Source organism: Kribbella sp. NBC_01484 (genome assembly GCF_036227145.1).
GTDB lineage: Bacteria > Actinomycetota > Actinomycetes > Propionibacteriales > Kribbellaceae > Kribbella.
The window spans coordinates 1,306,055-1,327,312 of sequence record NZ_CP109437.1; the positions used below are offsets into that span (position 1 = coordinate 1,306,055).

The 21,258-nt window shown below is 69.4% G+C and carries 22 protein-coding genes; 7 read left to right on the top strand and 15 right to left on the bottom strand.

Features of this window, described 5'->3' with window-relative positions:
• Positions 1-29: 29 nt before the first annotated feature.
• Both OG555_RS06335 and OG555_RS06340 read right to left on the bottom strand, forming a co-directional pair.
• Positions 30-809: a class I SAM-dependent methyltransferase gene (locus tag OG555_RS06335; RefSeq protein WP_329481820.1), complete on the bottom strand. Its 780-nt coding sequence runs from the start codon at positions 807-809 to the stop codon at positions 30-32.
• Between the two features lie 72 nt (positions 810-881).
• Complete coding sequence (locus OG555_RS06340) at positions 882-1,595, bottom strand: metal-dependent transcriptional regulator (protein WP_442914486.1); 714 nt, start codon at positions 1,593-1,595, stop codon at positions 882-884.
• A 51-nt stretch (positions 1,596-1,646) separates the two neighbouring features.
• Between OG555_RS06340 and OG555_RS06345 the strand changes: the two genes are divergently transcribed.
• The 4 genes from OG555_RS06345 (at position 1,647) to OG555_RS06360 (ending at position 5,453) form a co-directional block, all read left to right on the top strand.
• Complete coding sequence (locus OG555_RS06345) at positions 1,647-2,963, top strand: cryptochrome/photolyase family protein (RefSeq protein WP_329481823.1); 1,317 nt, start codon at positions 1,647-1,649, stop codon at positions 2,961-2,963.
• A gap of 164 nt (positions 2,964-3,127) precedes the next feature.
• Positions 3,128-3,520, top strand: coding sequence for a GntR family transcriptional regulator (locus OG555_RS06350; RefSeq protein WP_329481825.1), 393 nt, complete (start codon positions 3,128-3,130; stop codon positions 3,518-3,520).
• Entirely contained in the window at positions 3,517-4,395 is an 879-nt protein-coding gene (locus tag OG555_RS06355) for an ABC transporter ATP-binding protein (protein WP_329481827.1), read from the top strand. The genes OG555_RS06350 and OG555_RS06355 overlap by 4 nt, the downstream gene beginning before the upstream one ends.
• Positions 4,392-5,453, top strand: a complete 1,062-nt coding sequence (locus tag OG555_RS06360) for an ABC transporter permease (protein WP_329481829.1) — start codon at positions 4,392-4,394, stop codon at positions 5,451-5,453. Before OG555_RS06355 ends, OG555_RS06360 begins: the two co-directional genes overlap by 4 nt.
• Here OG555_RS06360 and OG555_RS06365 read toward each other — a convergent pair.
• From OG555_RS06365 to OG555_RS06375, 3 genes are all read right to left on the bottom strand, one after another.
• A complete protein-coding gene (locus OG555_RS06365; RefSeq protein ID WP_329481832.1) occupies positions 5,419-6,633 on the bottom strand; it encodes an APC family permease in 1,215 nt (404 codons plus the stop codon). The genes OG555_RS06360 and OG555_RS06365 overlap by 35 nt on opposite strands.
• Positions 6,634-6,718: 85 nt before the next feature.
• Complete coding sequence (locus OG555_RS06370; protein WP_329481834.1) at positions 6,719-7,243, bottom strand: hypothetical protein; 525 nt, start codon at positions 7,241-7,243, stop codon at positions 6,719-6,721.
• Positions 7,244-7,313: 70 nt separating this feature from the next.
• Positions 7,314-7,871 (bottom strand): TetR/AcrR family transcriptional regulator, encoded by a 558-nt coding sequence (locus tag OG555_RS06375; RefSeq protein ID WP_329481836.1) that lies wholly within the window; start codon positions 7,869-7,871, stop codon positions 7,314-7,316.
• Positions 7,872-7,946: 75 nt separating this feature from the next.
• Between OG555_RS06375 and OG555_RS06380 the strand changes: the two genes are divergently transcribed.
• The gene (locus tag OG555_RS06380) at positions 7,947-8,204 is read left to right on the top strand and encodes a hypothetical protein (RefSeq protein WP_329481838.1); all 258 of its coding nucleotides are present in this window, start codon (positions 7,947-7,949) and stop codon (positions 8,202-8,204) included.
• A 3-nt stretch (positions 8,205-8,207) separates the two neighbouring features.
• On the opposite strand, the gene OG555_RS06385 is transcribed toward OG555_RS06380, so the two are convergent.
• The 5 genes from OG555_RS06385 to OG555_RS06405 all read right to left on the bottom strand — a co-directional run bounded on the left by OG555_RS06385 (position 8,208) and on the right by OG555_RS06405 (position 12,866).
• Complete coding sequence (locus OG555_RS06385) at positions 8,208-9,044, bottom strand: class II fructose-bisphosphate aldolase (RefSeq protein ID WP_329481840.1); 837 nt, start codon at positions 9,042-9,044, stop codon at positions 8,208-8,210.
• 15 nt (positions 9,045-9,059) lie between these two features.
• On the bottom strand, positions 9,060-10,031 hold the full coding sequence (locus tag OG555_RS06390; protein WP_329481842.1) for a 1-phosphofructokinase family hexose kinase: 972 nt from the start codon (positions 10,029-10,031) through the stop codon (positions 9,060-9,062).
• Positions 10,019-11,149, bottom strand: coding sequence for an N-acetylglucosamine-6-phosphate deacetylase (gene nagA / locus OG555_RS06395; protein ID WP_329481844.1), 1,131 nt, complete (start codon positions 11,147-11,149; stop codon positions 10,019-10,021). The genes OG555_RS06390 and nagA overlap by 13 nt, the downstream gene beginning before the upstream one ends.
• Positions 11,146-12,096 (bottom strand): ROK family protein, encoded by a 951-nt coding sequence (locus tag OG555_RS06400; RefSeq protein WP_329481845.1) that lies wholly within the window; start codon positions 12,094-12,096, stop codon positions 11,146-11,148. Before OG555_RS06400 ends, nagA begins: the two co-directional genes overlap by 4 nt.
• A 143-nt stretch (positions 12,097-12,239) precedes the next feature.
• Positions 12,240-12,866 carry a TetR/AcrR family transcriptional regulator gene (locus OG555_RS06405; RefSeq protein WP_329481847.1) on the bottom strand — a complete coding sequence of 209 codons (627 nt, stop codon included), beginning with the start codon at positions 12,864-12,866 and terminating at the stop codon, positions 12,240-12,242.
• Between the two features lie 283 nt (positions 12,867-13,149).
• Between OG555_RS06405 and OG555_RS06410 the strand changes: the two genes are divergently transcribed.
• Entirely contained in the window at positions 13,150-13,875 is a 726-nt protein-coding gene (locus OG555_RS06410; RefSeq protein WP_329481848.1) for a PaaI family thioesterase, read from the top strand.
• 1,577 nt (positions 13,876-15,452) lie between these two features.
• Here OG555_RS06410 and OG555_RS06415 read toward each other — a convergent pair.
• From OG555_RS06415 to OG555_RS06430, 4 genes are all read right to left on the bottom strand, one after another.
• Entirely contained in the window at positions 15,453-16,064 is a 612-nt protein-coding gene (locus tag OG555_RS06415) for a CGNR zinc finger domain-containing protein (protein ID WP_329481850.1), read from the bottom strand.
• 3 nt (positions 16,065-16,067) lie between these two features.
• Positions 16,068-17,045 (bottom strand): SPFH domain-containing protein, encoded by a 978-nt coding sequence (locus OG555_RS06420; RefSeq protein WP_329481852.1) that lies wholly within the window; start codon positions 17,043-17,045, stop codon positions 16,068-16,070.
• Entirely contained in the window at positions 17,045-17,335 is a 291-nt protein-coding gene (locus OG555_RS06425) for a hypothetical protein (protein ID WP_329481854.1), read from the bottom strand. Before OG555_RS06425 ends, OG555_RS06420 begins: the two co-directional genes overlap by 1 nt.
• Before the next feature lie 302 nt (positions 17,336-17,637).
• On the bottom strand, positions 17,638-18,360 hold the full coding sequence (locus tag OG555_RS06430) for a TetR/AcrR family transcriptional regulator (RefSeq protein ID WP_329481856.1): 723 nt from the start codon (positions 18,358-18,360) through the stop codon (positions 17,638-17,640).
• A 116-nt stretch (positions 18,361-18,476) separates the two neighbouring features.
• Between OG555_RS06430 and OG555_RS06435 the strand changes: the two genes are divergently transcribed.
• The gene (locus tag OG555_RS06435; protein ID WP_329481858.1) at positions 18,477-20,660 is read left to right on the top strand and encodes an MMPL family transporter; all 2,184 of its coding nucleotides are present in this window, start codon (positions 18,477-18,479) and stop codon (positions 20,658-20,660) included.
• Here OG555_RS06435 and pdxH read toward each other — a convergent pair.
• Positions 20,609-21,250, bottom strand: coding sequence for a pyridoxamine 5'-phosphate oxidase (pdxH, locus tag OG555_RS06440; protein WP_329481860.1), 642 nt, complete (start codon positions 21,248-21,250; stop codon positions 20,609-20,611). The two genes, OG555_RS06435 and pdxH, sit on opposite strands and share 52 nt — an antisense overlap.
• Positions 21,251-21,258 lie beyond the last annotated feature (8 nt).

Genomic DNA, 21,258 nt, shown 5'->3' on the forward strand with positions numbered 1-21,258 from the left:
AGACCGCGGGGCGCGGCGTAAGCCCTGGTTCAGGAACCGGTCAGTGCGAGCTTGGTGCGCATCGCGGTGATCCGGCGGATCGGGATCGCGACCTCGAGGCCGTCCTTGGACTCGGCCCGGTCCGCGAGCCACCCGGCCGCGGTGTCGCGGCGGACGTCCGGCGTACCGGGCAGGTAGAGCGCGTTCACCAGCCGGCGGGCGTCGTCGCGGCTGTGGATCGTGTACACGTACCGCTCGCGCTGGCTCTCCATCACGTCGAAACCGGCGTGGTGCAACTGGTCCTTGAGCTCGGTGATCTCGCCACCGGCCGGGAACTGTGGAGTCGACCGCAGCCGCGTGGTCAGACCGCTCAGGGTGCGGATGTCACCGCGCCGCAGCGGCCGCACCGCGGGCACGATCGCGGCCAGTACGCCGCCCCGCCGCAGGACCCGGCCGGCTTCGGCCAGCACCTCGGGCAGCGGCTGCAGGACCATCAGGCCCATCGAGCAGGTGACGACGTCGAAGACCTCGTTCGCGAACGGCAGGTGCAGCGCGTCCGCCTGCACCTTCGGGCCGGGCGCACCGGCCAGCTGGGCCGGGTTGTTGTCGACACCGACGACCCACCGGCCGTGGAGCTCGCGGGAGACCGGGCCGTTGCCGCAGGCGAGATCCAGCACGCGCTTGGCCTCGCCGGACACCGCGCGGACCAGCCAGCGGTACGGCGTGTGGTCCCCTGCCACCGCTCGGGACAACAGGGCCTCAGTGCTGCCCGGAGTCGCGGAGTGGAACTCTCGCAGATACTCGGGCCAGTCGATCTCGTTCTCAGACATTGCGGCTAGAGGCTACCTGCTGGACACCCGACGTACCGCATCGAGTGCTCAGCGTTAACAGAGCTTTGAATGTCAGACCAGGCTCACGAAGATGTGGCCGGCCGTCTCGTCGCTGATCACGCCACCGGCCTCGCGGCTGCCGACCAGCACGCCCTCGGCGTCCAGGGTCGAGTCCACCTCGCGGCCCGGCAGCGCGCCGGCCTTGCGCAGCACCGCCATCGCGTCGTCGTCGGTCTGCACCGGCTCGGCGATCCGCCGGACCAGCACCCGCACGCTGTCGCCGGTGGCCTGGTCGAGCACCTTGTCCAGCGGCTCGACGCCGATCCGGAACTCGCCGATGTCGCTCGCGATACCGCTGGTCTGGAGCTCCTCCAGGCCCGGGATCGGGTTCCCGTACGGGGACTCGGTCGGGTTGTCGAGGATCTTCAGTAGCCGCAGCTCGACCGCGTCGCTCATCACGTGCTCCCAGCGACACGCCTCCGTGTGCACGTCCTCCCACTCCAGGCCGATCACGTCGACCAGCAACCGCTCGGCCAGCCGGTGCTTGCGCATCACCCGGACCGCCTGCTTGCGGCCGACATCGGTGAGCTCCAGGTGCCGATCGCCCTCGACCTTGATCAGGCCGTCGCGCTCCATCCGAGCCACCGTCTGGCTGACCGTCGGACCGGACTGGTGCAGCCGTTCGGCGATCCGCGCCCGCAGCGGCAGGATCCCCTCTTCTTCCAGCTCGTAGACGGTCCGCAGGTACATCTCGGTGGTATCGATCAGCTCGCTCACGACACCCATTGTCACCTATGTAGGCAAGCCTTACCCAATTGGTGTGGGTACTGCTGAAGGATGCGAGACGTGACAGCGGTGATGTGGTTCCGGCGGGATCTCCGGCTCAGCGACAACCCGGCGTTGCTCGACGCCGTGGCCGCGGGTGACGGCCGGGTGCTCGGGGTCTTCGTCGTGGACTCGCGCCTGTGGGATCGCGCGGGCGATCCGCGGCGTGAGCACCTGGTGGCGTCTCTGCACCGCTTGTCCGATTCGCTCGAAGGTCGGCTCGTCGTACGGCGGGGTGATCCGGTGGACGTGATCCCGGCCCTAGGCGCGGAGGTCGGCGCGTCCAGCGTGCACGTCAGCGCGGATCACGGGCCTTATGGACAGACGCGGGACGCACAGGTTGAAGCCTCGTTGAAGTGTCCGCTGGTGGCGACGGGATCGCCGTACGCGATCGCGCCCGGGCGGATCCTCAACCAGCAAGGGCGGCCGTATCAGGTGTTCACGCCGTACTTCCGCGCGTGGCTCGAGCACGGGTGGCGGAAGCCCGTCGATGCCCCGGCGAAGGTCGAGTGGGTGAACGCGGCCGGCGAGGAGCTGCCGGACAGCAGGGGGGACGGCGCTGGTGAGCAGGCGGCTCTCGAGCAGTGGCAGGAGTACCTGAAGCGGGTTGCGCAGTACGACGACGAGCGGGACCGGCCCGATCTCGACAGCACCTCGCGGATGTCGATCCCCCTCAAGTACGGCGAGATCCACCCGCGGACGATGCTGGCCGATCTGGCCCGCAAGCGCAGCGCCGGCGCGGACGCGTATCGCCGCGAGCTCGCCTGGCGGGAGTTCTGTGCGGACCTGCTGGCGCGGCATCCCGAGGCCGCGTGGAAGCCGCTGCGCCCGGAGTTCGAGCGGATGGAGTACGACGAACCCGGCGCGTTGTTCGACGCCTGGTGTGCCGGCCGGACCGGGTTCCCGTTGATCGACGCCGGCATGCGTCAGCTCGCCTCGACCGGCTTCCTGCACAACCGGGTCCGGATGGTGGTCGCGTCGTTCCTGGTCAAGGACCTTCATGTGCACTGGAAGTTCGGCGCGCGCTGGTTCCTGCGGTCGCTGCGCGACGGCGACCTCGCGTCGAACTCGTTGAACTGGCAGTGGGTGGCCGGCTGCGGCGCGGACGCGGCGCCGTACTTCCGGATCTTCAACCCGGTCGGCCAGGGACTGAAGTTCGACCCCGCCGGCGAGTACGTCCGGCGCTGGGTGCCCGAGCTGCGGCACCTCGACGGCAAGACCGCCCACGAACCCTGGAAGCACGGCGGCGCCGACGGCTACCCGGACCCGATCGTCGACCACGCCGACGCGCGCAGCGAAGCCCTCCGGCGGTACGACGCCATCCGCTGACCGGACCTGCACCACTCACAGTGAGCCCACCATTCACCACCGCACGCTCGGCCGACCTCGCTACTCACGCTCCCGGCACTGTGAGTGCTGCACGTCCTCCTCCCTTGACCACCGGTCACCCAGTACATCTATAGTGCTAGGTAACTAGATGAATGGGGTTGGAGATGATCGAGTTCCATCTGGACGGGCGGTCGGGGGTGTCGCCGTACCAGCAGATCGTTCAGCAGGTCCGGAACGCGCTGCGGCTCGGCCTGCTGCGGGAGGGGGACCAGCTGCCGACCGTGAAGGACGTCGTCGCGGCGCTGGCGATCAACCCGAACACCGTGCTCAAGGCCTACCGCGAGCTGGAGCACGAAGGCCTGGTCCAGGCCCGGCCCGGGCGGGGCACGTTCGTCACCCGGACCCTGACCGACAACACGCTGGCCGCCCACGGCCCGCTGCGGCAGGACCTCCGCCGCTGGCTGACCAAGGCACGCAAGGCGGGCCTCGACGACGAGAGCATCGAGGCGCTGTTCCTGACAACGTTTCGGTCCGCCTCTGTGGAGGAGATAGCATGACCGCGGTTCTGCAAGCCCAGGGATTGGGCAAGAGATACGGGCGGCGCTGGGCGCTGACCGATTGTGATCTGGAAGTGCCGGCCGGGCATGTTGTCGGGCTGGTCGGGCCGAACGGTGCCGGTAAGAGCACCCTGCTCAACATGGCGGTCGGGATGTTGAACCCCACCACCGGTTCGGTCGAGGTGCTTGGTGCGCCGGCCGGGACGCAGCAGGCCAAGGTCGGGTACGTCGCGCAGGACACGCCGACGTACAGCCGGTTGAGTGTCGCCGAGCACCTGAAACTCGGCTCCAGGCTCAACCGCGCATGGGACGATTCCCTTGCCCAGCAACGGATTCAGCACCTCAAGCTCGATCCGAAGCAGCGCGCCGGCAAGCTGTCCGGCGGCCAGCGGGCCCAGCTCGCGCTCACGCTCGGCCTGGCCAAGCGCCCGGACCTGCTGATCCTCGACGAACCAGTCGCGGCGCTCGATCCTCTGGCACGGCGGGAGTTCCTGCAGGATCTGATGGAGGCGGTCGCCGAGCAGGAGCTGAGTGTCGTTCTCTCGTCGCATCTCGTCTCCGACGTCGAGCGCTCGTGCGACTACCTGATCGTGCTGGTCGACTCGCGCGTGCAGGTGAGCGGCGAGATCGACACGTTGCTGGCGACGCACCGCCGGTTGACCGGACCGCGACGCGACGCGAAGGACCTGCCGCGGGACCAGCACGTGGTGACCGAAAGCCACACCGACCGGCAGTCGACGTATCTGATCCGGACCGACCAGCCGATCCTCGATCCGGCCTGGAACGTCACCCAACTCACGCTCGAGGATCTGGTGCTGGCCTACATGGGCCGCGACGTCCAGCCCGAGCGTCCGGTCCTGGAGGTGCAGCGATGATCTGGCTGACCTGGCGGCAGTTCCGCGTGCAGTTCCTGGTGGTCGCGTCGGTGATCGTCGCGGCCGCGATCATCCTCGCCTTCACCGGACCCGGGCTCGCCGACGACTACCGGCGGCTGACGACCCAATTCATCCAGAACCTCGGGTTCCAGCGCCTCAACCCCCTGCTGTACATCGTCGGTCAGGTGTTGCTGTACGCCGCACCACCGGTGATCGGGGCGTTCTGGGGCGCACCGCTGATCTCGCGCGAGCTGGAAACCGGCACCCACCGGCTGGTGTGGAGCCAGAGCATCGGCCGGCGTCGCTGGCTCGCCACCAAGGTGGCGTTCACCGGCCTGACCGCGATCGCGATCACCGGTCTGCTGAGCCTGGCCGTGACCTGGTGGGCCGATCCGATCGACGACGCGATCAACGCCGGGCAGGACTCGAACACCTACCTGCCCCGGATGTTCCCGCCGATCTTCTCCGCGCGTGGGCTGGTCCCGGTCGGGTACGCCGCCTTCGCGTTCGCTCTCGGGGTCGCGGTGGGTCTGGTGGTTCGCCGTACCGTGGTCTCGCTCGCGATCACTCTGGCGGCCGTGATCCTGGTGCAGGTCGTCACTCCGACGCTGATCCGGCCACACCTGCTCGCGCCGACGGAGAAGTACATCGTCGCGACCGCCGACAACATCCGTGGCTTCGGGCTCAGCGGCGACGGTCCGAATCCACGGGTGATTCAGATGGAGGTCGCGTCCGGAGCAGTCGGCGCGTGGAAGCTGTCCGACAAGACCGTGGACAAGGCCGGCAAGACCGTGAGCTCCCTGCCGAGCTGGGTGATCGACTGTGCGCCGAGGCCTCCCGCGGCGGACGGCGCGACCGTGTCGAGCCAGGGCAGCGTGTCGGACAAGGCCGCCGCCTGCTACCAGCGGCTGGCCGACGAGGGGTACCGGCAGCACATCAAGTACTTCACCGCGGACCGGTTCTGGGCCCTGCAGTGGCGGGAGTTCGGGTTGTTTCTGCTGGCCGCGTTCGCGCTGATCGGGTTCAGCTTCTGGCGGATCCGGCGCGACCTGTCCTGACGGCTCGGACGAGCAGGGCGAGCGCGAGGAGTGCGGCGGCCGCCACCGCGGAGGTCCAGGGGAGGGTGACCGCGAGGACGACGCAACCGACCAGGCCGATCACGTTGAGGGCGCGGGGCCAGCGACGTTGATCGGCCGGTTGGGTGAAGGCGGAGGCATTGGCGATCGCGTAGTACAGCAGGACACCGAAGGACGAGAAGCCGATCACGCCCCGCAGATCGGTGGTCAGCACCAGGACGCCGACGACCACGGCGAGCGCGATCTCGGCGTGGTGCGGGACCTGGAAGCGCGGGTGTACGGCGGCCAGCCAGCCGGGCAGATCGTGGTTGCGGGCCATCGCGAGGGCGGTGCGGCCGATGCCGGCGATCAGCGCGAGCAGTGCGCCGAGGCTGGCGACGGCCGCGCCGACCCGGACGATCGGGGACGCCCAGGCCGCGCCGACGGTGTCGACCGCGGCGGCGAGGGGCGCTGCGGTCGACGCCGGGTCGAGGACTCGCAACAGCGCGACCCCCACCGCCAGGTAGATGCCGATAGCAACTAGTACGGCGATACTGATCGCGCGCGGGATGGTCCGCGCCGGGTCCCGGACCTCCTCACCCATCGTCGCGATCCGCGCGTACCCGGCGAATGCGAAGAACAACAGTCCGGCTGCCTGCAGAACGCCGTACGGCGAGGCGCCGGCGAGCGACGGCAGGTCACGGTGCGGCTCGCCGGTGGAGAGGACGATCAGCACCAGGGCAAGCACTGTCAGAGTGCAGGCGACGAGGATCCTGGTCAGCCGGGCGGTCCTGGTCACGCCGCGGTAGTTGACCGCGGCGAGGGCGATCACCGCCGCGAGCGCGAGAAGTCGTTGCAGCCATTCGGTGCCCGGTACGACGTAGGTGGCGAACGTCAGCGCCATCGCGGCACACGACGCCGTCTTCCCGGCCACGAAACACCAGCCGGCGGCGAACCCCCACCACTCCCCCAACCGCTCGCGCCCGTACACGTACGTCCCACCCGAGACGGGGTAGACCGCGGCGAGCTGCGCCGAGGACGCGGCGTTGCAGTAGGCAACGACCGCCGCGAGCGCCAGCCCGATCAGCAGTCCGGAGCCGGCGGCCTGAGCGGCCGGCGTCCAGACCGCGAACACTCCGGCGCCAACCATCGAGCCAAGCCCGATCACCACGGCATCGGTCACCCCAAGCCGCCGTATCAAACCGGGCTGAGCGCCGGAGGCCGGCCGTGGCTCGGGGCGCGGGCCGCGGGGGTCGGTCGAGCTCACCTCAGGCGTCCGCCGCCAGCGCCGCGGCGATCTTTCGCTCGGCATCGGCCAGGACCTCCTTGGGTGCTTCGGGCAGCAGGTCGGCCCATAGCGGCAGCATCTCCCGCTTGGCCTCGAGCATGCCCAGCGGGCGGGGGTAGAACCACACGTGGAAGTGGGCCAAGCCGTCGCCCCAACGATAGACATGCACCCGCGCGATGTCGCCCAGCGCCAGGATCGCCCGCTCGATCCGGGCGACGACCGGACCGTAGCTCGCGGCGACCGGGTCGGGCAGGTCGGCGAAGGAGTCGTGATGGCCCCGGCTGGCCAGCCAGACCACCCCGGGAATCGTGACGCCGGTGGCCCGGCACAAAGCCCAGTTCTCGTCGGCCCAGAGCGGCGACTCGTGCTCGGACTCGTCGTAGTTCGCCAGCCACTTGCACAGTCCGCACGGGTCGCCACTGGGCTCACCGACCCGGGGCGGCTCGGGGATCACGCGGGGCTGCGGCTCGAGCCGGGTCAGCGGTTCGGCGTAGGGAAGAGTCATGGCGGTCCTCCAAAACTTGTCGATGCCGCCAGTGAAACACGGTCGTTGCATCAAATGCAATTGATATGCTTCAGAAGCTCAGCACGCCACGGAGCACCAGGTCGAGGGTGAGCCGGCGGGACCGGGTCCGGGACCAGTGGTGCCGGCCGCGCATGTGCACGTAGGTCAAGGCGGCGGACACCATCAGCACCTCGGCGACGTCGCTGACCCGGCCGTGCGGATGCAGCGTGCCGTCCGCCTCACCCTCGCGCAGGAACCGCTCGAACGGATCGAGGAACGACACCGGGCCGTTGCGCGCCTGCTCCTGGTGGAAGACCAGGTCGGACGAGAGCATCAGGGGCAGATGCCGATCGATCACCTCGAACAAGGCTTCCACCGCCTTCACCAGGCCCTCGCGGCCCGAGCCGGACCCGGCCAGCACCGGCCACATGCTGTCCCGGTAGTCCTCGGCCAGCGCGTCGAGCAGCGCGTTCAGCAGCAACTCGACGGTCAGCCCCTGCCGCCACAGGGTGACGCGGGAGCGGCCGACCTTCTCTGCCACCCGCTCCAGCGTGACGCCGGACCAGCCGTGCTCGCCGAGTACGGCGATGGTCGCCGCGCGCAGCGTCTCGTCCACCGCGATCGTCATCGGCCTCACCCCGCACTCTTGTGCAACATGGTCGTTGCATTGCACCATGACCCTATCAAGCCGCGAGGAGGACGAGTGGACACGACGATCGAGATCCGGCTGCGGTTCACGGCCCAGGAGCAGGCCGGCCTGACCGCACTCGCCGCCGGGCTGCGCGGGGTCGCCGAGTCCGAGCTCACCGAGGAGGACGCGCTGGTGGCGGCGATGGAGCTGGCGCTCACCCGGTTGATGGAGGATTTCGAAGTACCGGACCCGGAAGCCCGCGAGCAGGTGCGGCTCGCCCGTGACAACCTGCGCGCCCACTGGGTGCGGGGCAGCGCATCGTTGGGGTAGTGCTCAGACCGCCCTGAGGACTCCGAGCAGCCGAGCGACCTCGGCGGCCACGGCGTCGCGGGCCGGGCCCAGGTACTTGCGAGTGTCGACCAGCTTCGGGTTGGCGGCCAGGGTCTGGCGGACCGAGGCGGTGAAGACGTTGTTGAGGTGGGTGGCGATGTTGACCTTGGTCATGCCGGACTCGACCGCCCGGGTCAGGTCGGCATCCGCTACACCCGAGGAGCCGTGCAGGACCAGCGGGACCGCGACGGCGGCCTTGAGGTCCGCGATGAGGTCGAAGTCGAGTTGCGCCGTACGTTCGGTCATCGCGTGCGAGGAGCCCACCGCGACCGCAAGTGCGTCGACGCCAGTGGCCTCGGCGAAGGCGACGGCCTCGTCGGGGCGTGTGCGGGCGCCGGGCGCGTGCACACCGTCCTTGCCCCCGACCTCGCCGATCTCGGCCTCGACGAAGACGCCGTGGTCGTGGCAGTACGCCGTGACCTCGGTCGTTGTCGCGACGTTGTCGGCGTACTCGAGTTTCGAGGCGTCGTACATCACCGAGGTGAAGCCCAGGGCGACCGCCTCGGTGACCAGGTCGCGGTCCATCGCGTGGTCGAGGTGCACGACCACCGGCACGGAGGCGGCGGCCGCGGCGGCCAGCGTCGCGACTCCGATCGGCTTGAGCGCGCCGTGGTACTTCACCGCGTTCTCACTGATCTGCAAGATGACCGGCGCGCCGGCCTGCTCAGCACCCGCGATCAGCGCGGTCGCGTGCTCGAGCTGGATCACGTTGAACGCACCGACCCCGCGACCGGCCTTGGCGGCAGCGAGCACGACCTCGGCCCCGGATACCAATGGCATTGAACTTCTCCCTAGCTAAGACGTGACCGGAGGTGCCCCGGAAGGCGAAGGTGATGGAGGTGCGGTGGGCGACGAGTTGACGGTGACCTGGGGTTGCCAGCGGCGGTACGCGGCGAGATCGATGTCCCCGGCAACGGGGGTCAGCACCGCGGCGGCGGATGCGGCGACGGCCGACTTGAGTACGACGGACCAGTCCGGCTCCGGCGATTCCGCGACGGCTGCCGCGACCACCGCCGTACACGCGTCGCCCGCGCCGGTCGGGTTCCCGCTGACCTGCTCCACCGGCAACGCCCGCCAGACACCCTTGTTGCTCGCAGCAACCATCCCGCGCGCGCCGTCGGTGATCACGGCCGCGGTCGCGCCCAGCCCGACCAGTTGCCGGGCGCCGTCCTCGACCGTCGTGTCCCCGAGTGCTTCCCGCAGCTCGGCCGCGTTCGATCGCACCACCGCACCGGCCTTCGCGGCCGCGGTCAGCGCCGCACCGCCCGCGTCGATCACGGTCAGTACGTCGTGATGCCGCGCGCGGACCGCGAGTTCGGCGTACGCGTCGGCCGGCAACCCGGGCGGGAGACTTCCCGAGCAGGCCAGCACACCCAGCCGTCCCCACGGCATCCGGTCGCCGAACGCGCGCCACTCGTCCCCACTCACCGACGGACCGGCTTCGTTGAAGATCGTCGCGTCCCCGTCGGCGCCGTTGACGATGGCAACGGTACGGCGGGTCTCGCCGGCGATCGGGGTCAGCAGGGCGGTGAGTCCGGCGTCGAACAGTTCCTCGGCCACCAGTTCCCCGGTGATCCCACCGACGAGCCCGAGCACGAGCACCTGATGGCCGAGCGTCGCCGCCACCCGCGCGACGTTCACACCCTTGCCACCGGCCCGCCGGCGGATCGCGGCGACGCGATGACTTCCGCCGACCACGAGCGAGTCGACCTCGTAGGTGACGTCCAGCGCGAGGTTGAGGGTGACGGTCCCGATCAGTCCAGCCACGAGCCGGCCCGCATCACCTTCTGAACGGCGTACGCGTCGTCCAGCAGCACCAGGTCCGCCCGCTTCCCGACCTCGATCGAGCCGACGTCGTACCAGCCGAACGTCTGCGCCGGGGTCGTCGAGGCCATCCGGGACGCGTCCACGAGCCAAACCCCGGCCCGCACCGCGTTGGCGTAGGCGACGTCCATCGTCAGGGTGCTGCCGGCAATCGAGTGCTTGCCGTGGGCCAGTGTCACCAGGCCCTCCTTGACGTCGACTTCGAGACCCCCGAGCTTGTACCGGCCGTCCGGCATCCCGGTCGCCTCCATCGCGTCGGTGATCAGCGCGATCCGGTTCACCCCAGCGGCCGCGAGGGCGACCCGGACCACCTGCGGATTCACGTGCAGGCCGTCGTTGATCACCTCGAGCAGCAACCGCTCGTCGTTGAGCGCCGCGCCGACCGGACCGGGGTCGCGGTGGTGGAACGGCCGCATCCCGTTGAACAGGTGCGTCGCCACCCTGGCACCGGCGTCGGCGCCGGCGATCATCTGCTCGTAGGTCGCGTCGGTATGCCCGAGCGCCGCTATAGCGCCCGCGTCGACCACCTGACGGATCGCTTCCAGGCCGTTCTCCAACTCCGGCGCGATCGTCACCATCTTGACCGCGTCGCTGAGCACCTTCGCGACGTCGTCCTTCAGCGGCGGCCGCAACAACGTGGGCTCGTGCGCGCCGCATCGGGCCTCGGACAGGAACGGACCTTCCAGGTGGACGCCGGCGATCACACCGTCCTCGATCAGCTCCGCCAGACAGGCCGTCTGCGAGACCAGGTCGTCGAGCGGCGACGTCACCAGGCTGGCGAGGGTGGTCGTCGTACCGTGCTTGGCGTGGAAGGCCGCGACCTTGCGCGCCTCCTCCGGATCGGTGGTCGAGTACGTCGACCCGCCGCCACCGTGGGTGTGGATGTCGACGAACCCCGGCACCACCGTCACGTCACCGAGGTCCTCGGGCCGCTTGCCGTCGGCAGGCATCCCGTCCGCGCGGCGGCCGAACGCGCGGATGTCCTCGTCGACCACCTGGATCCAGGCGTTCTCGAGAACGTCGTCCGGCGTAACCAGCCGGCCCACGCGATAGGTCGTCATTCGGTCTTCCCTTTCTCGTCCGCCTCGACGCGGTCCCAGGCCATCCGGGCAGCGCCGATGAAGCCTGCCTCCTCGCCCAGTACGGCGGCGACGATCTCCGGCTCGCGCTGGAACGTCAGCCGCGCGTGGATTCCGTCGCGCAGGGGCTGCAGCAGCGTCTCGCCCGCACCGACCAGTCCACCACCGATCGCGATCCGTGTGGGCGCGACCAGGGTCGTGTAGAGGACGAGGGCGTCGACCAGCACCCGCAGCGCGTCGTCCCAGACCTGCGCGGCGTCCGGGTCGCCGGCCGCGAGCAGTTCCAGCACCTCCCGGGCGCCGTCGACGGTCCGTCCGGTGCGGGCGCCGTACCGGCGGGCCAGGGCGGCCGCGGAGGCGACCGTCTCGAGGCAGCCCCACTGGCCGCACGCGCACAGCTCGGCGGCGTCGCCGTGGATGAACCTCGTGTGGCCGAGCTCGCCGGCGTACCCGTCGCCGCTGACCAGGGAACCGTCGATCACCATCGCCGCGGCGATGCCGGTGCCGAGCGGGAGGAACATCGAGTTCGTGGTGCCGACCAGGGCGCCCTGGCGGAGTTCGGCGTACCCCCCGCCCCGGACGTCGTGGGCGAGCACGATCGGTACGTCGTCCCCGACCGCGGCCATGATCTCGGCCAGCACCGGCATCCCGACCCAGGCCAGGTTCTCGGCGCCGACGGTGCCGGTCGCGGCGTCGATGACGCCGGGCACGACGACGCCGATCGCGCGCACGATATGGCCGTCGGCGGTCGCCTTCTGGCCGAGTTCGACGACGGTTTCCAGCAGCGCGTCGAGCACCGCGCGGCCCCCGGCCTCCCGGGGCGTAGGCCTGGTCTCGCGGTGCAGCACGGCACCGTCGGCGGCGACCAGGCCGCATTTCATCCGGGTTCCACCGAGATCGACGGCAACCACGACTTCACAGGGGTCCACGGAGCGCCATTATGCAGCGTTACCAGGCAGTCCGAACATCCATGAGCAATCTTCGGACAACTCCGACCAGACCACTGGCCCTTGTGGTTCAGTTGCGTCCGGAATCCGTGGGCAGGGTGCCACGGGTTTCGGACGCCTCCGGATCAGGACCGTAGGCCGTTGTCGAAGGCCGCCACGAGGAAGGTGATCAGGTTCTCGGCGAGCTTGCCGGGATCCTCGGTCTCCGTGACGCCAGGTGCTCGCGACAGCGCCTGCGACTGGTGCAGGGCGAGCAGACCGAGCATGTTCACGTACCCGAACGCGACCGCCTCGGGCGTCGCGTGCGGCAGCGCGGCCTGGAGCGCCGCCAGGTACCGCTTCTCGACGGGATCGGACTCCGCCGCGTACAACTCGCGAATCCGCTGGCTCGGATCGAAGGCGATCCGGCCGATGAACCGCGCTACCACCGGACCGCGCTCGCCGCGGCGCAGGACCAGTTCCAGGCCGGGCTCGATGAACGCCCGGATCAGCTGCTCCGGTGCCGGCAGCCCACTCGCCTCCAACTGGTCGAGCCGGCGCCGCCGTTCGGTGTTGATCGGCGCCATCGCACGAGCGACCGCCGCCCGCAGCAGTGCTTCCTTCGAACCGAAGTGATAGTTGACCGCGGCGATGTTCGCCGCCGCGGCGACCGTGATGGCGCGCAGCGATGTCCCCTCGTAACCCCCTTCTCCGAATCGTTGCTCGGCGACGTTGAGCAACCTCTCCCGGGTCGACTCGACCGGTGTCTCCACAGAGTTCTCCTTCCCCCCGGCCACTGCTTGCTCAGGCACCCCACCTGCTCACTCGCCGTAGCCTGCAGTCAGCATAGTTCAAGCGGTCGTTTGAACTGGAGGGCTCAGCCCGGTAATCTCCGAGAATTCCTCAGATTTCTCTGAAACTCCTTCCTTCCCACGGTTCTTGGCACTCACACTTCCTCTTCGTCAGCATCTTCGGCCGAAGATCGGCTCCGCCAGTCGCGATCACCGTCCGTCGCTGTGCGGTCGGCATGCGTGACTGGTACTAGGGTCGGGGCCTATGAATCTGGTGCGGGTCGAACGGCGGTTTCAAGGACCGGAGCGGTCGGGCAACGGCGGGTACGTCGCCGGTCTGGTGGGGACCGCATTGGCCGGGAAGATCGGGTCGGACGTGGTGCCGAAGGTGACGTTGCGGATGCCGCCGCCGTTGGAGAAGGAGCTCGAGCTGACCGCGGATGCCGACGGCGCGCGGCTGCTGGATGCGGACAGCCTGGTGGCCCAGGCCGTGCCGGTCGACGGCGACTTCCTGGCGGACGCGACGATCGACCCGGTCCTGCCGGAAGAGGCCCGGGTGGCGGAGGCGGCGTACCGCGGGCTCACGGATCATCCGTTTCCGACGTGCTTCGTATGCGGGCCGGCCAACTCACGCGGTCTGCAACTCAAGCCGGGGCCGGTCGGCGACGGGCGTACGGCGTGCACCTGGAAGCCGGCCGCCGACCTGGCGCGCCACGACGGGCTGGTCGACGAGATCTTCCTGTGGTCCGCCCTGGACTGTCCGGGCGGCTGGACGATCGACCTGGAGGGCCGCCCGTCGGTCCTCGGGCAGCTGACGGCCTGCATCGACGCGCGGCCGCAGGCCGGCGAGGAGTGTGTCGCGCTCGGCCGCTACCTCGGCGAGGACGGCCGCAAGACCTTCACCGCCAGCACCCTGTACGACGCCGACGGCCGGGTCCTCGCCCGCGCCCGGCACACCTGGATCACCGTCGACCCAGCGGCCTTCAACTAGCGGCACCTGGATCCATGGACCGACGGCTGTAGCCGCTCGCCTCGGGCGGCCGAACCGCTGTCCGCGGCGAGGGGATCTCCAGCTCTTCTGACGTATCCGTGGGTGGTTCGATCGCCTCCTTCGCGTCTCGGCCGTCGGCCTTGTCCTGTTCGGTTGCCGCCGGGGTGGGGAGGATCTCGTCCCGGATCGGGTGTGAAGATCCTCCCCAGCCCGGCCCGGCCTGTCCGCGGGTCTCGACCTGGGCGGGACGTGGCGCACTCACCAACCCCGTCCGTCAGCCGCCGAGTGTTCGCGGGCGAGCGGGGCCTGTCTGGCATCGTGCTGTGAGTGGTGCAGGTCCGGTCAGCGGCGCGGCATCGCCGAGACCGCCACCGCCGCAGGGCGGGGTGTGGGTGGACTTCCAGGCCATCACAATCACCGAGACGCCGCGATCCGTCCGCGGGAGGCCTCCGTCCCCGCCTCGTTGTGATGGCCTGGCGATCCGGTCGACGGCACGGGCAACACCCACGGAACCGACCGGAGAGCCGGATATCCGGCTCTTCTGCTCGATGTGTGGGTGGTGGCCCACCTGCCGCGTCGTGGTCGGCGGGCGGACCCAGGACCGGTGACCTCAGACGGCCCGTGGTCCGGTCGCGGCCCCCGGGTTCCCGGTATCCGGTCGGCAGCCTCCAGACGCGCAGATGTCGGGGTCCCGGCCTGCCGGCGCCGCCGGGGGTGTTGATCGGCGCGGTTGCCGCGACCCTGGACAGGTACCGGGGACCTTGGACACCGCACAGCCTGTCCGAGGCCACCAGATGGTGTCCCAGGCCGCGCAGATCGCCACCGGTCCCGGCCGCCGCCACGACGAACCCGTCCAGCACTGCACCTGCCCGCCCGTGGGCGGCGGCCGGTCCGGGCTGCGGACGCGGGCCCGGAGGCTGGGTGTGCCCGGGGCGACAGGAGGTGTCCGCCCTGGCCCCGGCCTGGCCGGCCGGAGCCAGGCGTGAATGCCTCCTCCGACCAGCACCCCTGGACCGACACCGCCTGTCGAGCTGACACGCCCAGCCGACCTGGCCCACACATCCAGCAGAAGAGCCGCTATTGCATGTCCCGCCCCCGCGCCCGCCTGCCGACGCAACCCGAACACCTCGTCGCAGCACCTCCGGGACACCCCGGCACCACCAGACCGCTAACCGGCCCGGTCGTTGCCCAGGGAGACGAGAGGCGTGCGCCGAGTCGTGGATCGCGGTCCCAGAAACCACCAATCCTCCCCCCGAATCCACGACTCGACGACTCGACGACCGCAGGATGTCGGGCAGGGTGCGGCCACACAGCCCGGACCGGCGCGCGACCCAAAGCCGCGCGGACCACCCACACATTGAGCAGGAGGGCCGGATCTCCCTTCAAGTTGCTCCTTCTACCTCCGAAGGATCACGGGAGAGGAGCAAGACCAGGGGAGATCGGGCAAACCTCCTCCCGCCACGTGGCCTGTGCAGATCGACAGGACGTATACCTCCACTGACGAGGCGCCGGCCGGTCGTGTGACCGTACGTCGTCCTGCCAGATGCAGACACGTCCTGTCGAAATGTCCGCAGACCTTAGCGGGTACGCGCGGCGTGGGCGCGGACCTTGGCGCGGTTGCCGCAGGTGGCCATCGAGCACCAGCGACGGCGTCCGCGCGGATCGAGGAACAGCCAGCCGCACGACTCCCCCGGGCACACGCGCACGTGTGCCCGGGACGGACCGGTGAGCAGCTCACCCGCGAGCAGCGCGAGGTGGTCGAGCGGCTGGGCGAGATCCTCCGGCAGCTCCCAGCCGGCACCCTCGTCGGTCGGCACCAGACGCCGCCGCCCGGATGCCCGCTCGATCACCCGCGCCACCGCCTCGAACGACCCATCGGCCGCCTCGCCGGTCAGGACGTCGTACAGGTCGACCCGGAACTCCAGCGTCTCGTTCAGTCGCCGCGCCGCCTCGGTCGGCTTGCCGCCGGCCTGCTCGATCAGCCGGAAGACGGTCGCCGGCCGCAACAGGCCGACGTACGACGTCCAGATCAGGAACGCCTCGTACGACGTCAGCCACTCGGTCCGGGCCGGGCCACGGGTGGTCCAGTCGGACCGGGTGTTGACGAAGTCGAGCACCGGGTCCATGCCGACCGGCCTGGGCAGCACGACGCCCTGCACGAGCTCGAGATGTGACGGCAGGCCATTCATGGGTCAGCGCGGTTGTTCGGTCGTGGTCGGTGTGGTTGGCGTGGTCGGCACCGGGATGCTGACGTTGCCGTTCTGCGGGATGACCATGAACTGGATCTTGCCCGACTCGATCGCGGTCTTCAGCAGGTAGCCCTGCGCGCCCAGCATCGCGACCTGCTGCTTGACCGACTGCAGCTCGACGTTGACCTGCTGGTTCTTCTGCTCCTGGGTGGCCTTGGCCAGCTCGGCGCGCTGCTTGGCCTCCAGTCCGTCGATGATGCCTTTGTCCAGCGGCGTCGGCTTCTGGATCGTGAACGACAGCTCGCCGCAGTCGTTGCTGCCGTTGTACGACGGCCCGCAGAAGTAGTCACCGCCGACGGCGGCCGGCAGCAACCGGGTGAACTCCTGGGCCGCCGCGGTCTGGAAGGTGGCCTTCTTCGACTCGTTGTTGTAGAGCTCGGCCCAGCCGTAGTTCGTCGCGACCGCGGCCAGCGCCCGGTCGATCTGCGGGCGGAAGTAGCTCTGCAGCATGTCGTTCCAGCCGCGCTCCTCGTACGCCTCGGTCTTCAGGCCGATCCGCTCGTGGAAGGACTTGATCACGTCCTTGTCCCGGTTCAGCGTGAAGTAGACCTGGACCCGGACGCCGAGCCGGACGTTGTCCTTGCTGACCACGGTGACCTCGTCGGCCGCGTCGGTGTCGGCGGCGTCACCGCCGATGATGTACGAGCGCTGGTCGATCGGGTAGGTGTACAACGTGTCGCCCGGGCCGATCAGCTTGTTCGTCGAGCCGGGCGGGATGATCGACTTGAACTTCTTGGCCTCGACCACGCCGCCGCCGTAGTGCAGGCCGATCCGGTTCGTGTCGGTGCTGGCGAAGTTGAAGATGTTGAACAGCACGATGATCACGATCACCGCGACGATCAGGCCACCGATCACCTTGGCCTTCACGCTGCCACCGCCCTTGGGCCTGATCGCGGCAGCAGCGTTCCCCAGTTTTGCCATTACTCGTCCAGCTCCTTGCGTTCCACCATGCGCCGGATGTCGGCGAGGGTCAGGTCTGCGGTGACCGCGACGTCCCGCGGCACCGACGGATGCGAGCTGAGCGTACGCAGGCCCTGCTCGGCAGCCGCGACCGCCCGTTCCAGCGTCCTGACCTCGTGCATCAGCGCCCGATGCTCGGCGTTGACCTCGGCCAGGGCCTGCTCTGCCAGGGCGGCCCGGCGGTACGACGCCCACGCGAACCAGCCGGTTCCGACCAACAGCACGATCACCGGGAGGCCAAGTCTGATCATGGCTCCGATTGTCGTTCATCCCTGGGCGAAAACCGGTTGAACCGTGGACCGCCGGACAGTAAGTTCGCAGTACACGCGAAGGGAGGTGGTCCAACGCATGAATTGCTATCGGACTCGTGAGGTGGCGGCGGGTTGACCGCCAACCACTAGTTAAGTGGGACAGCGCTTTATTGCGTTGAACCGGGGTCGGCCAATTCAACGCCAGCCACCGGGCCCGCGGGCAGTCAGGTCAGTCCGCCTGACCCAGAGTTTCGGCCACCCGGTCGCGTTCTGGAAGCGCCCGCGGGCTTTTTACTGCCCTCCTACTGCTCAGGTGGCGGGCAGTCGAGACCCAGGGCCTGCCCGATCTCGAAGAGCTGCGCCTCGAAGTAGGCGGCGGCATCCGGCAGCACCCAGTCCAGCTGACCGAACACCTCCATGCAGATCAGGCCGTACAGCCTGGTCCAGTAGGTCAGCGACAGGTAGATCGCTCCGGGCGGCATGCCATGGAAGTGCTCCGACTCCTGTGTGAGCTGGGCGACCAGCGCCGGGCCGAGCGCCTCGTCGGGCGGGTACGGGAACGGCTTCCAGTACCAGATCTGCGCCACCAGCTCCTTGAACACGGCACCGAACCGCATCGCCGCCTGATGCCCGGGGGTGTCCGCGTGATCCTCGTCGTACGGGTTCGGGATCGCGGTGCCGAACAGCAGCGCGAACTCGGACGGGTGCGCCAGTGCCCAGTCCCGCAGCCCGTTGGCCAGCAGATACAGCCGGGCGCCCAGATCGATGTCCTCATCGGTGCTCTGCAACTCCACCAGTGCCGTCGTCAGTTCGTCGTACAGGTCGGCGATCAGCGCGCCGATGAGGGCCTCGTGGCTCGGGAAGTACCGGTAGAGGGCCGGCGGGGTGAGGCCGAGCTCGCGGGCGACCGCGCGCAGGCCGACCGCGGCCGCGCCACCGCTGACCAGCAACCGGCGGGCGGCCGCCTTGATGTCCGCCAGCGTCGCCGCCCGCTGCCGGTCCCGCCGGCTCGCACCGAACTCCACCCGAAAACTCTCCTTGACATAGCCGTAGGGCAGGTGTCTAGAGTTAACACCGTTAACAGTTAACGCTGTTCACTCAGGCCCCGACCGCTCAAATCTACGCCCTGGGGGAGATTTTCGTGTTCGAGACGCTCGGCCACTTCACGTATCGGCACCGCCGGCTGGTGCTCGCCCTGACCGGCGTCTTCGTCGCCCTCGGGCTGGCGTGGGGCACCGGTGTGTTCGGCTCGCTGGCCAACGGCGGCTTCGACGCGCCGGACACCGAGGCCGCCCACGCGGTCGCCACGATCGAGCAGAACATCGGCCGCACCGGCACCGATGTGATCGTGCTGTACGACGGTGGCGCGAAGACGGTGGCCGATCCCGCCTTCCGGCAGTCGGTCGAGAGTCACCTGTCCGGGTTGCCGGCCGCCGACGTGACCGGCACCAAGACGTACTGGAACACCAAGTCCCCGGTGTTCGTGTCCAAGGACCAGCACAGCACGTACGCCGTACTCACGCTGGCCGGAGCGGATCAGGAGGCCCGGCTGGCGACGTTCCACCGGATCGCCGAAAAGGTCGGGACGGCGCCGCCGGGCCTGGACGCCAAGGTCGGCGGGGAGATCGCGGTGTTCGACGAGGTGAACACGCAGACCGAGCACGACATCGTGCGGGCCGAGACGATCTCGACGCCGATCGTGCTGGTGCTCCTGGTGGTCGTCTTCGGCGGTCTGGTCGCCGCGTCGTTGCCGCTGTTCGTCGGCGCGCTCGCGATCCTGGGCGCGTTCGTGCTGCTGCGCGGGCTGTCGGCAGTCACCGACGTCTCGATCTTCTCGATCAACATCGTCACGATGATCGGGCTCGGGCTGGCGATCGACTACGCACTGTTCATCATCACCCGGTTCCGTGAGGAACTTGCCAAGGGCAATGATGTGGAGACGGCGCTGACGGCGACGATGGCGACGGCGGGGCGGACGGTCGCGTTCTCCGGCGTGACGGTCGGGGTCGCGATCAGCAGCCTGGTGCTGTTCCCGGTGATGTTCCTGCGCTCGATGGCGTACGGCGGTGCCGCCGCGGTCGTGGTTGCGATGATCGCGGCGTTGACCGCACTGCCCGCGCTGCTCGCCGTACTGGGGCATCGGGTGAACAACCTGCGGATCTTCAAGCAGCGGAGGACTGCCACCGAGCATGGTGCGTGGTATCGCCTGGCGCACAACGTGATGCGGCGGCCGGTGCGGTATGTGGTCGTGCTCGTCCCGGTGCTGCTGGTACTCGGGATTCCCTTCCTGTCGGCGCAACTGGGTGGCGTCGACCATCGAGCGCTGCCGTCCGGCGCGACCTCTCGAACGGTGACCGAGACGCTGCAGCGCGACTTCGCCGGGGCCGGTGGGTCGGACATCTTCGTTGCGGTGCGGTTCTCGTCGCCGCCTGCCGATCCGGCTGCTTCGTTGTCGCCGTACCTGGAGTCGCTGCGGCAGATCGGCGAGGTCGACAACGTCCGGATCGGTGGCTATCAGAACGGTGTCGCCTCGGTCGTCGTGCACACGCACTACACCGGACAGGAGCTGCCGGCGCGAGCTGTCGTGCACAGTATTCGGGCGGTCGCGCCGCCGGGCGGGACGCAGGCCGAGGTCGGTGGTGAGACGGCAGCGGTGATCGATCTGCTCCATGTGCTGAGGGAGCGCGCGCCGTACATGGCCGGGTTCATCGTGCTGGTCACGTTCGTCCTGCTGTTCGTTGCCTTCGGCTCCTTCGTACTCCCGGCCAAGGCGCTGGTGATGAACGTGCTGTCGCTGTCGGCGGCGTTCGGGGCGATGGTGTGGATCTTCCAGGAGGGGCATCTGTCCGGGGTGCTCGGCTTCACCTCGGCCGGGTTCCTCGACGCGACCAATCCGGTGCTGCTGTTCGCCGTACTGTTCGGGCTCTCGATGGACTACGAGGTGTTCCTGCTCAGCCGGATCCGGGAGGAGTACGACCGGACCAGGGACAACACCCACGCGGTCGCGCTGGGGCTGCAGCGGACCGGCGGGATCATCACCAGCGCCGCCTTGCTGCTCATCATCGTGGTGGCCGCGTTCTCCACGTCGGGCATCGTGTTCGTGAAGATGATCGGGGTCGGGCTGGTGATCGCGATCGCGCTGGACGCGACCATCGTGCGGGCGCTGCTGGTGCCGGCGACGATGCGGCTGCTCGGGCGGGTCAACTGGTGGGCGCCGAAGCCGCTGGTCCAGTGGTGGTCGCGGTACGGGTTCCGCGAGACCTCAGAAGCTCCTCAGGGTTGGAGCCTGAGCAACTCCCAGCCGGACGGGTTGGTCCGCCGGTAGGCCAGGCGGTCGTGAAGGCGGCCGGTGCGGCCCTGCCAGAACTCGAACGCCAGCGGCTCGACGAGATAGCCGCCCCAGAAGTACGGCGTCGCGATGTCCGTGCCCTCCGGCCACTGTCGCTCGTACGACGTGTACTGCAGGTCGAGCTCCTCGCGAGACTCGACCGGCTGGCTCTGCTGCGAGGCCCACGCGCCGAGCTGCGACCCGCGCGGACGACTGGCGAAGTACTCGTCGACCTGGTCGGTGGGGAGCTTGGTGACGGTTCCTTCGACGCGGACCTGCCGCTCCATCGCGTGCCACGGGAAGACCAGCGCACAGTGGGGGTTCGCGGCCAGGTCGTCGGCCTTGCGGGACTGCTGGTTGGTGTAGAACACGAGACCACGTGCGTCGACCCGCTTCAGCAACACGGTCCTCGCCGACGGGCGCCCATCGGCGTCCGCGGTCGCGAGCACCATCGCGTTGGGCTCAGGCAGCCCGGCCTCGGTCGCCTGCGCCAGCCAGGTCTGGAACTGCACGACCGGATCGGCATCCACCTGACTCTCGAGCAGCTCCCCTAGCCCGTACGCCCGCCGCATCTCCGCAAGATCCACACCCTGAG

Bases quoted from the DNA above. Each gene is read 5' to 3' on its own strand.
- OG555_RS06370 (WP_329481834.1), bottom strand. From the start codon at position 7,243: ATGACTCTTCCCTACGCCGAACCGCTGACCCGGCTCGAGCCGCAGCCC.
- OG555_RS06340 (WP_442914486.1), bottom strand. From the start codon at position 1,595: ATGGGTGTCGTGAGCGAGCTGATCGATACCACCGAGATGTACCTGCGG.
- OG555_RS06335 (WP_329481820.1), bottom strand. From the start codon at position 809: ATGTCTGAGAACGAGATCGACTGGCCCGAGTATCTGCGAGAGTTCCAC.
- OG555_RS06420 (WP_329481852.1), bottom strand. From the start codon at position 17,045: ATGGCAAAACTGGGGAACGCTGCTGCCGCGATCAGGCCCAAGGGCGGT.
- OG555_RS06425 (WP_329481854.1), bottom strand. From the start codon at position 17,335: ATGATCAGACTTGGCCTCCCGGTGATCGTGCTGTTGGTCGGAACCGGC.
- OG555_RS06410 (WP_329481848.1), top strand. From the start codon at position 13,150: ATGAATCTGGTGCGGGTCGAACGGCGGTTTCAAGGACCGGAGCGGTCG.
- OG555_RS06350 (WP_329481825.1), top strand. From the start codon at position 3,128: ATGATCGAGTTCCATCTGGACGGGCGGTCGGGGGTGTCGCCGTACCAG.
- OG555_RS06415 (WP_329481850.1), bottom strand. From the start codon at position 16,064: ATGAATGGCCTGCCGTCACATCTCGAGCTCGTGCAGGGCGTCGTGCTG.
- OG555_RS06385 (WP_329481840.1), bottom strand. From the start codon at position 9,044: ATGCCATTGGTATCCGGGGCCGAGGTCGTGCTCGCTGCCGCCAAGGCC.
- OG555_RS06345 (WP_329481823.1), top strand. From the start codon at position 1,647: ATGCGAGACGTGACAGCGGTGATGTGGTTCCGGCGGGATCTCCGGCTC.
- nagA (WP_329481844.1), bottom strand. From the start codon at position 11,149: ATGACGACCTATCGCGTGGGCCGGCTGGTTACGCCGGACGACGTTCTC.
- OG555_RS06360 (WP_329481829.1), top strand. From the start codon at position 4,392: ATGATCTGGCTGACCTGGCGGCAGTTCCGCGTGCAGTTCCTGGTGGTC.
- OG555_RS06355 (WP_329481827.1), top strand. From the start codon at position 3,517: ATGACCGCGGTTCTGCAAGCCCAGGGATTGGGCAAGAGATACGGGCGG.
- OG555_RS06375 (WP_329481836.1), bottom strand. From the start codon at position 7,871: ATGACGATCGCGGTGGACGAGACGCTGCGCGCGGCGACCATCGCCGTA.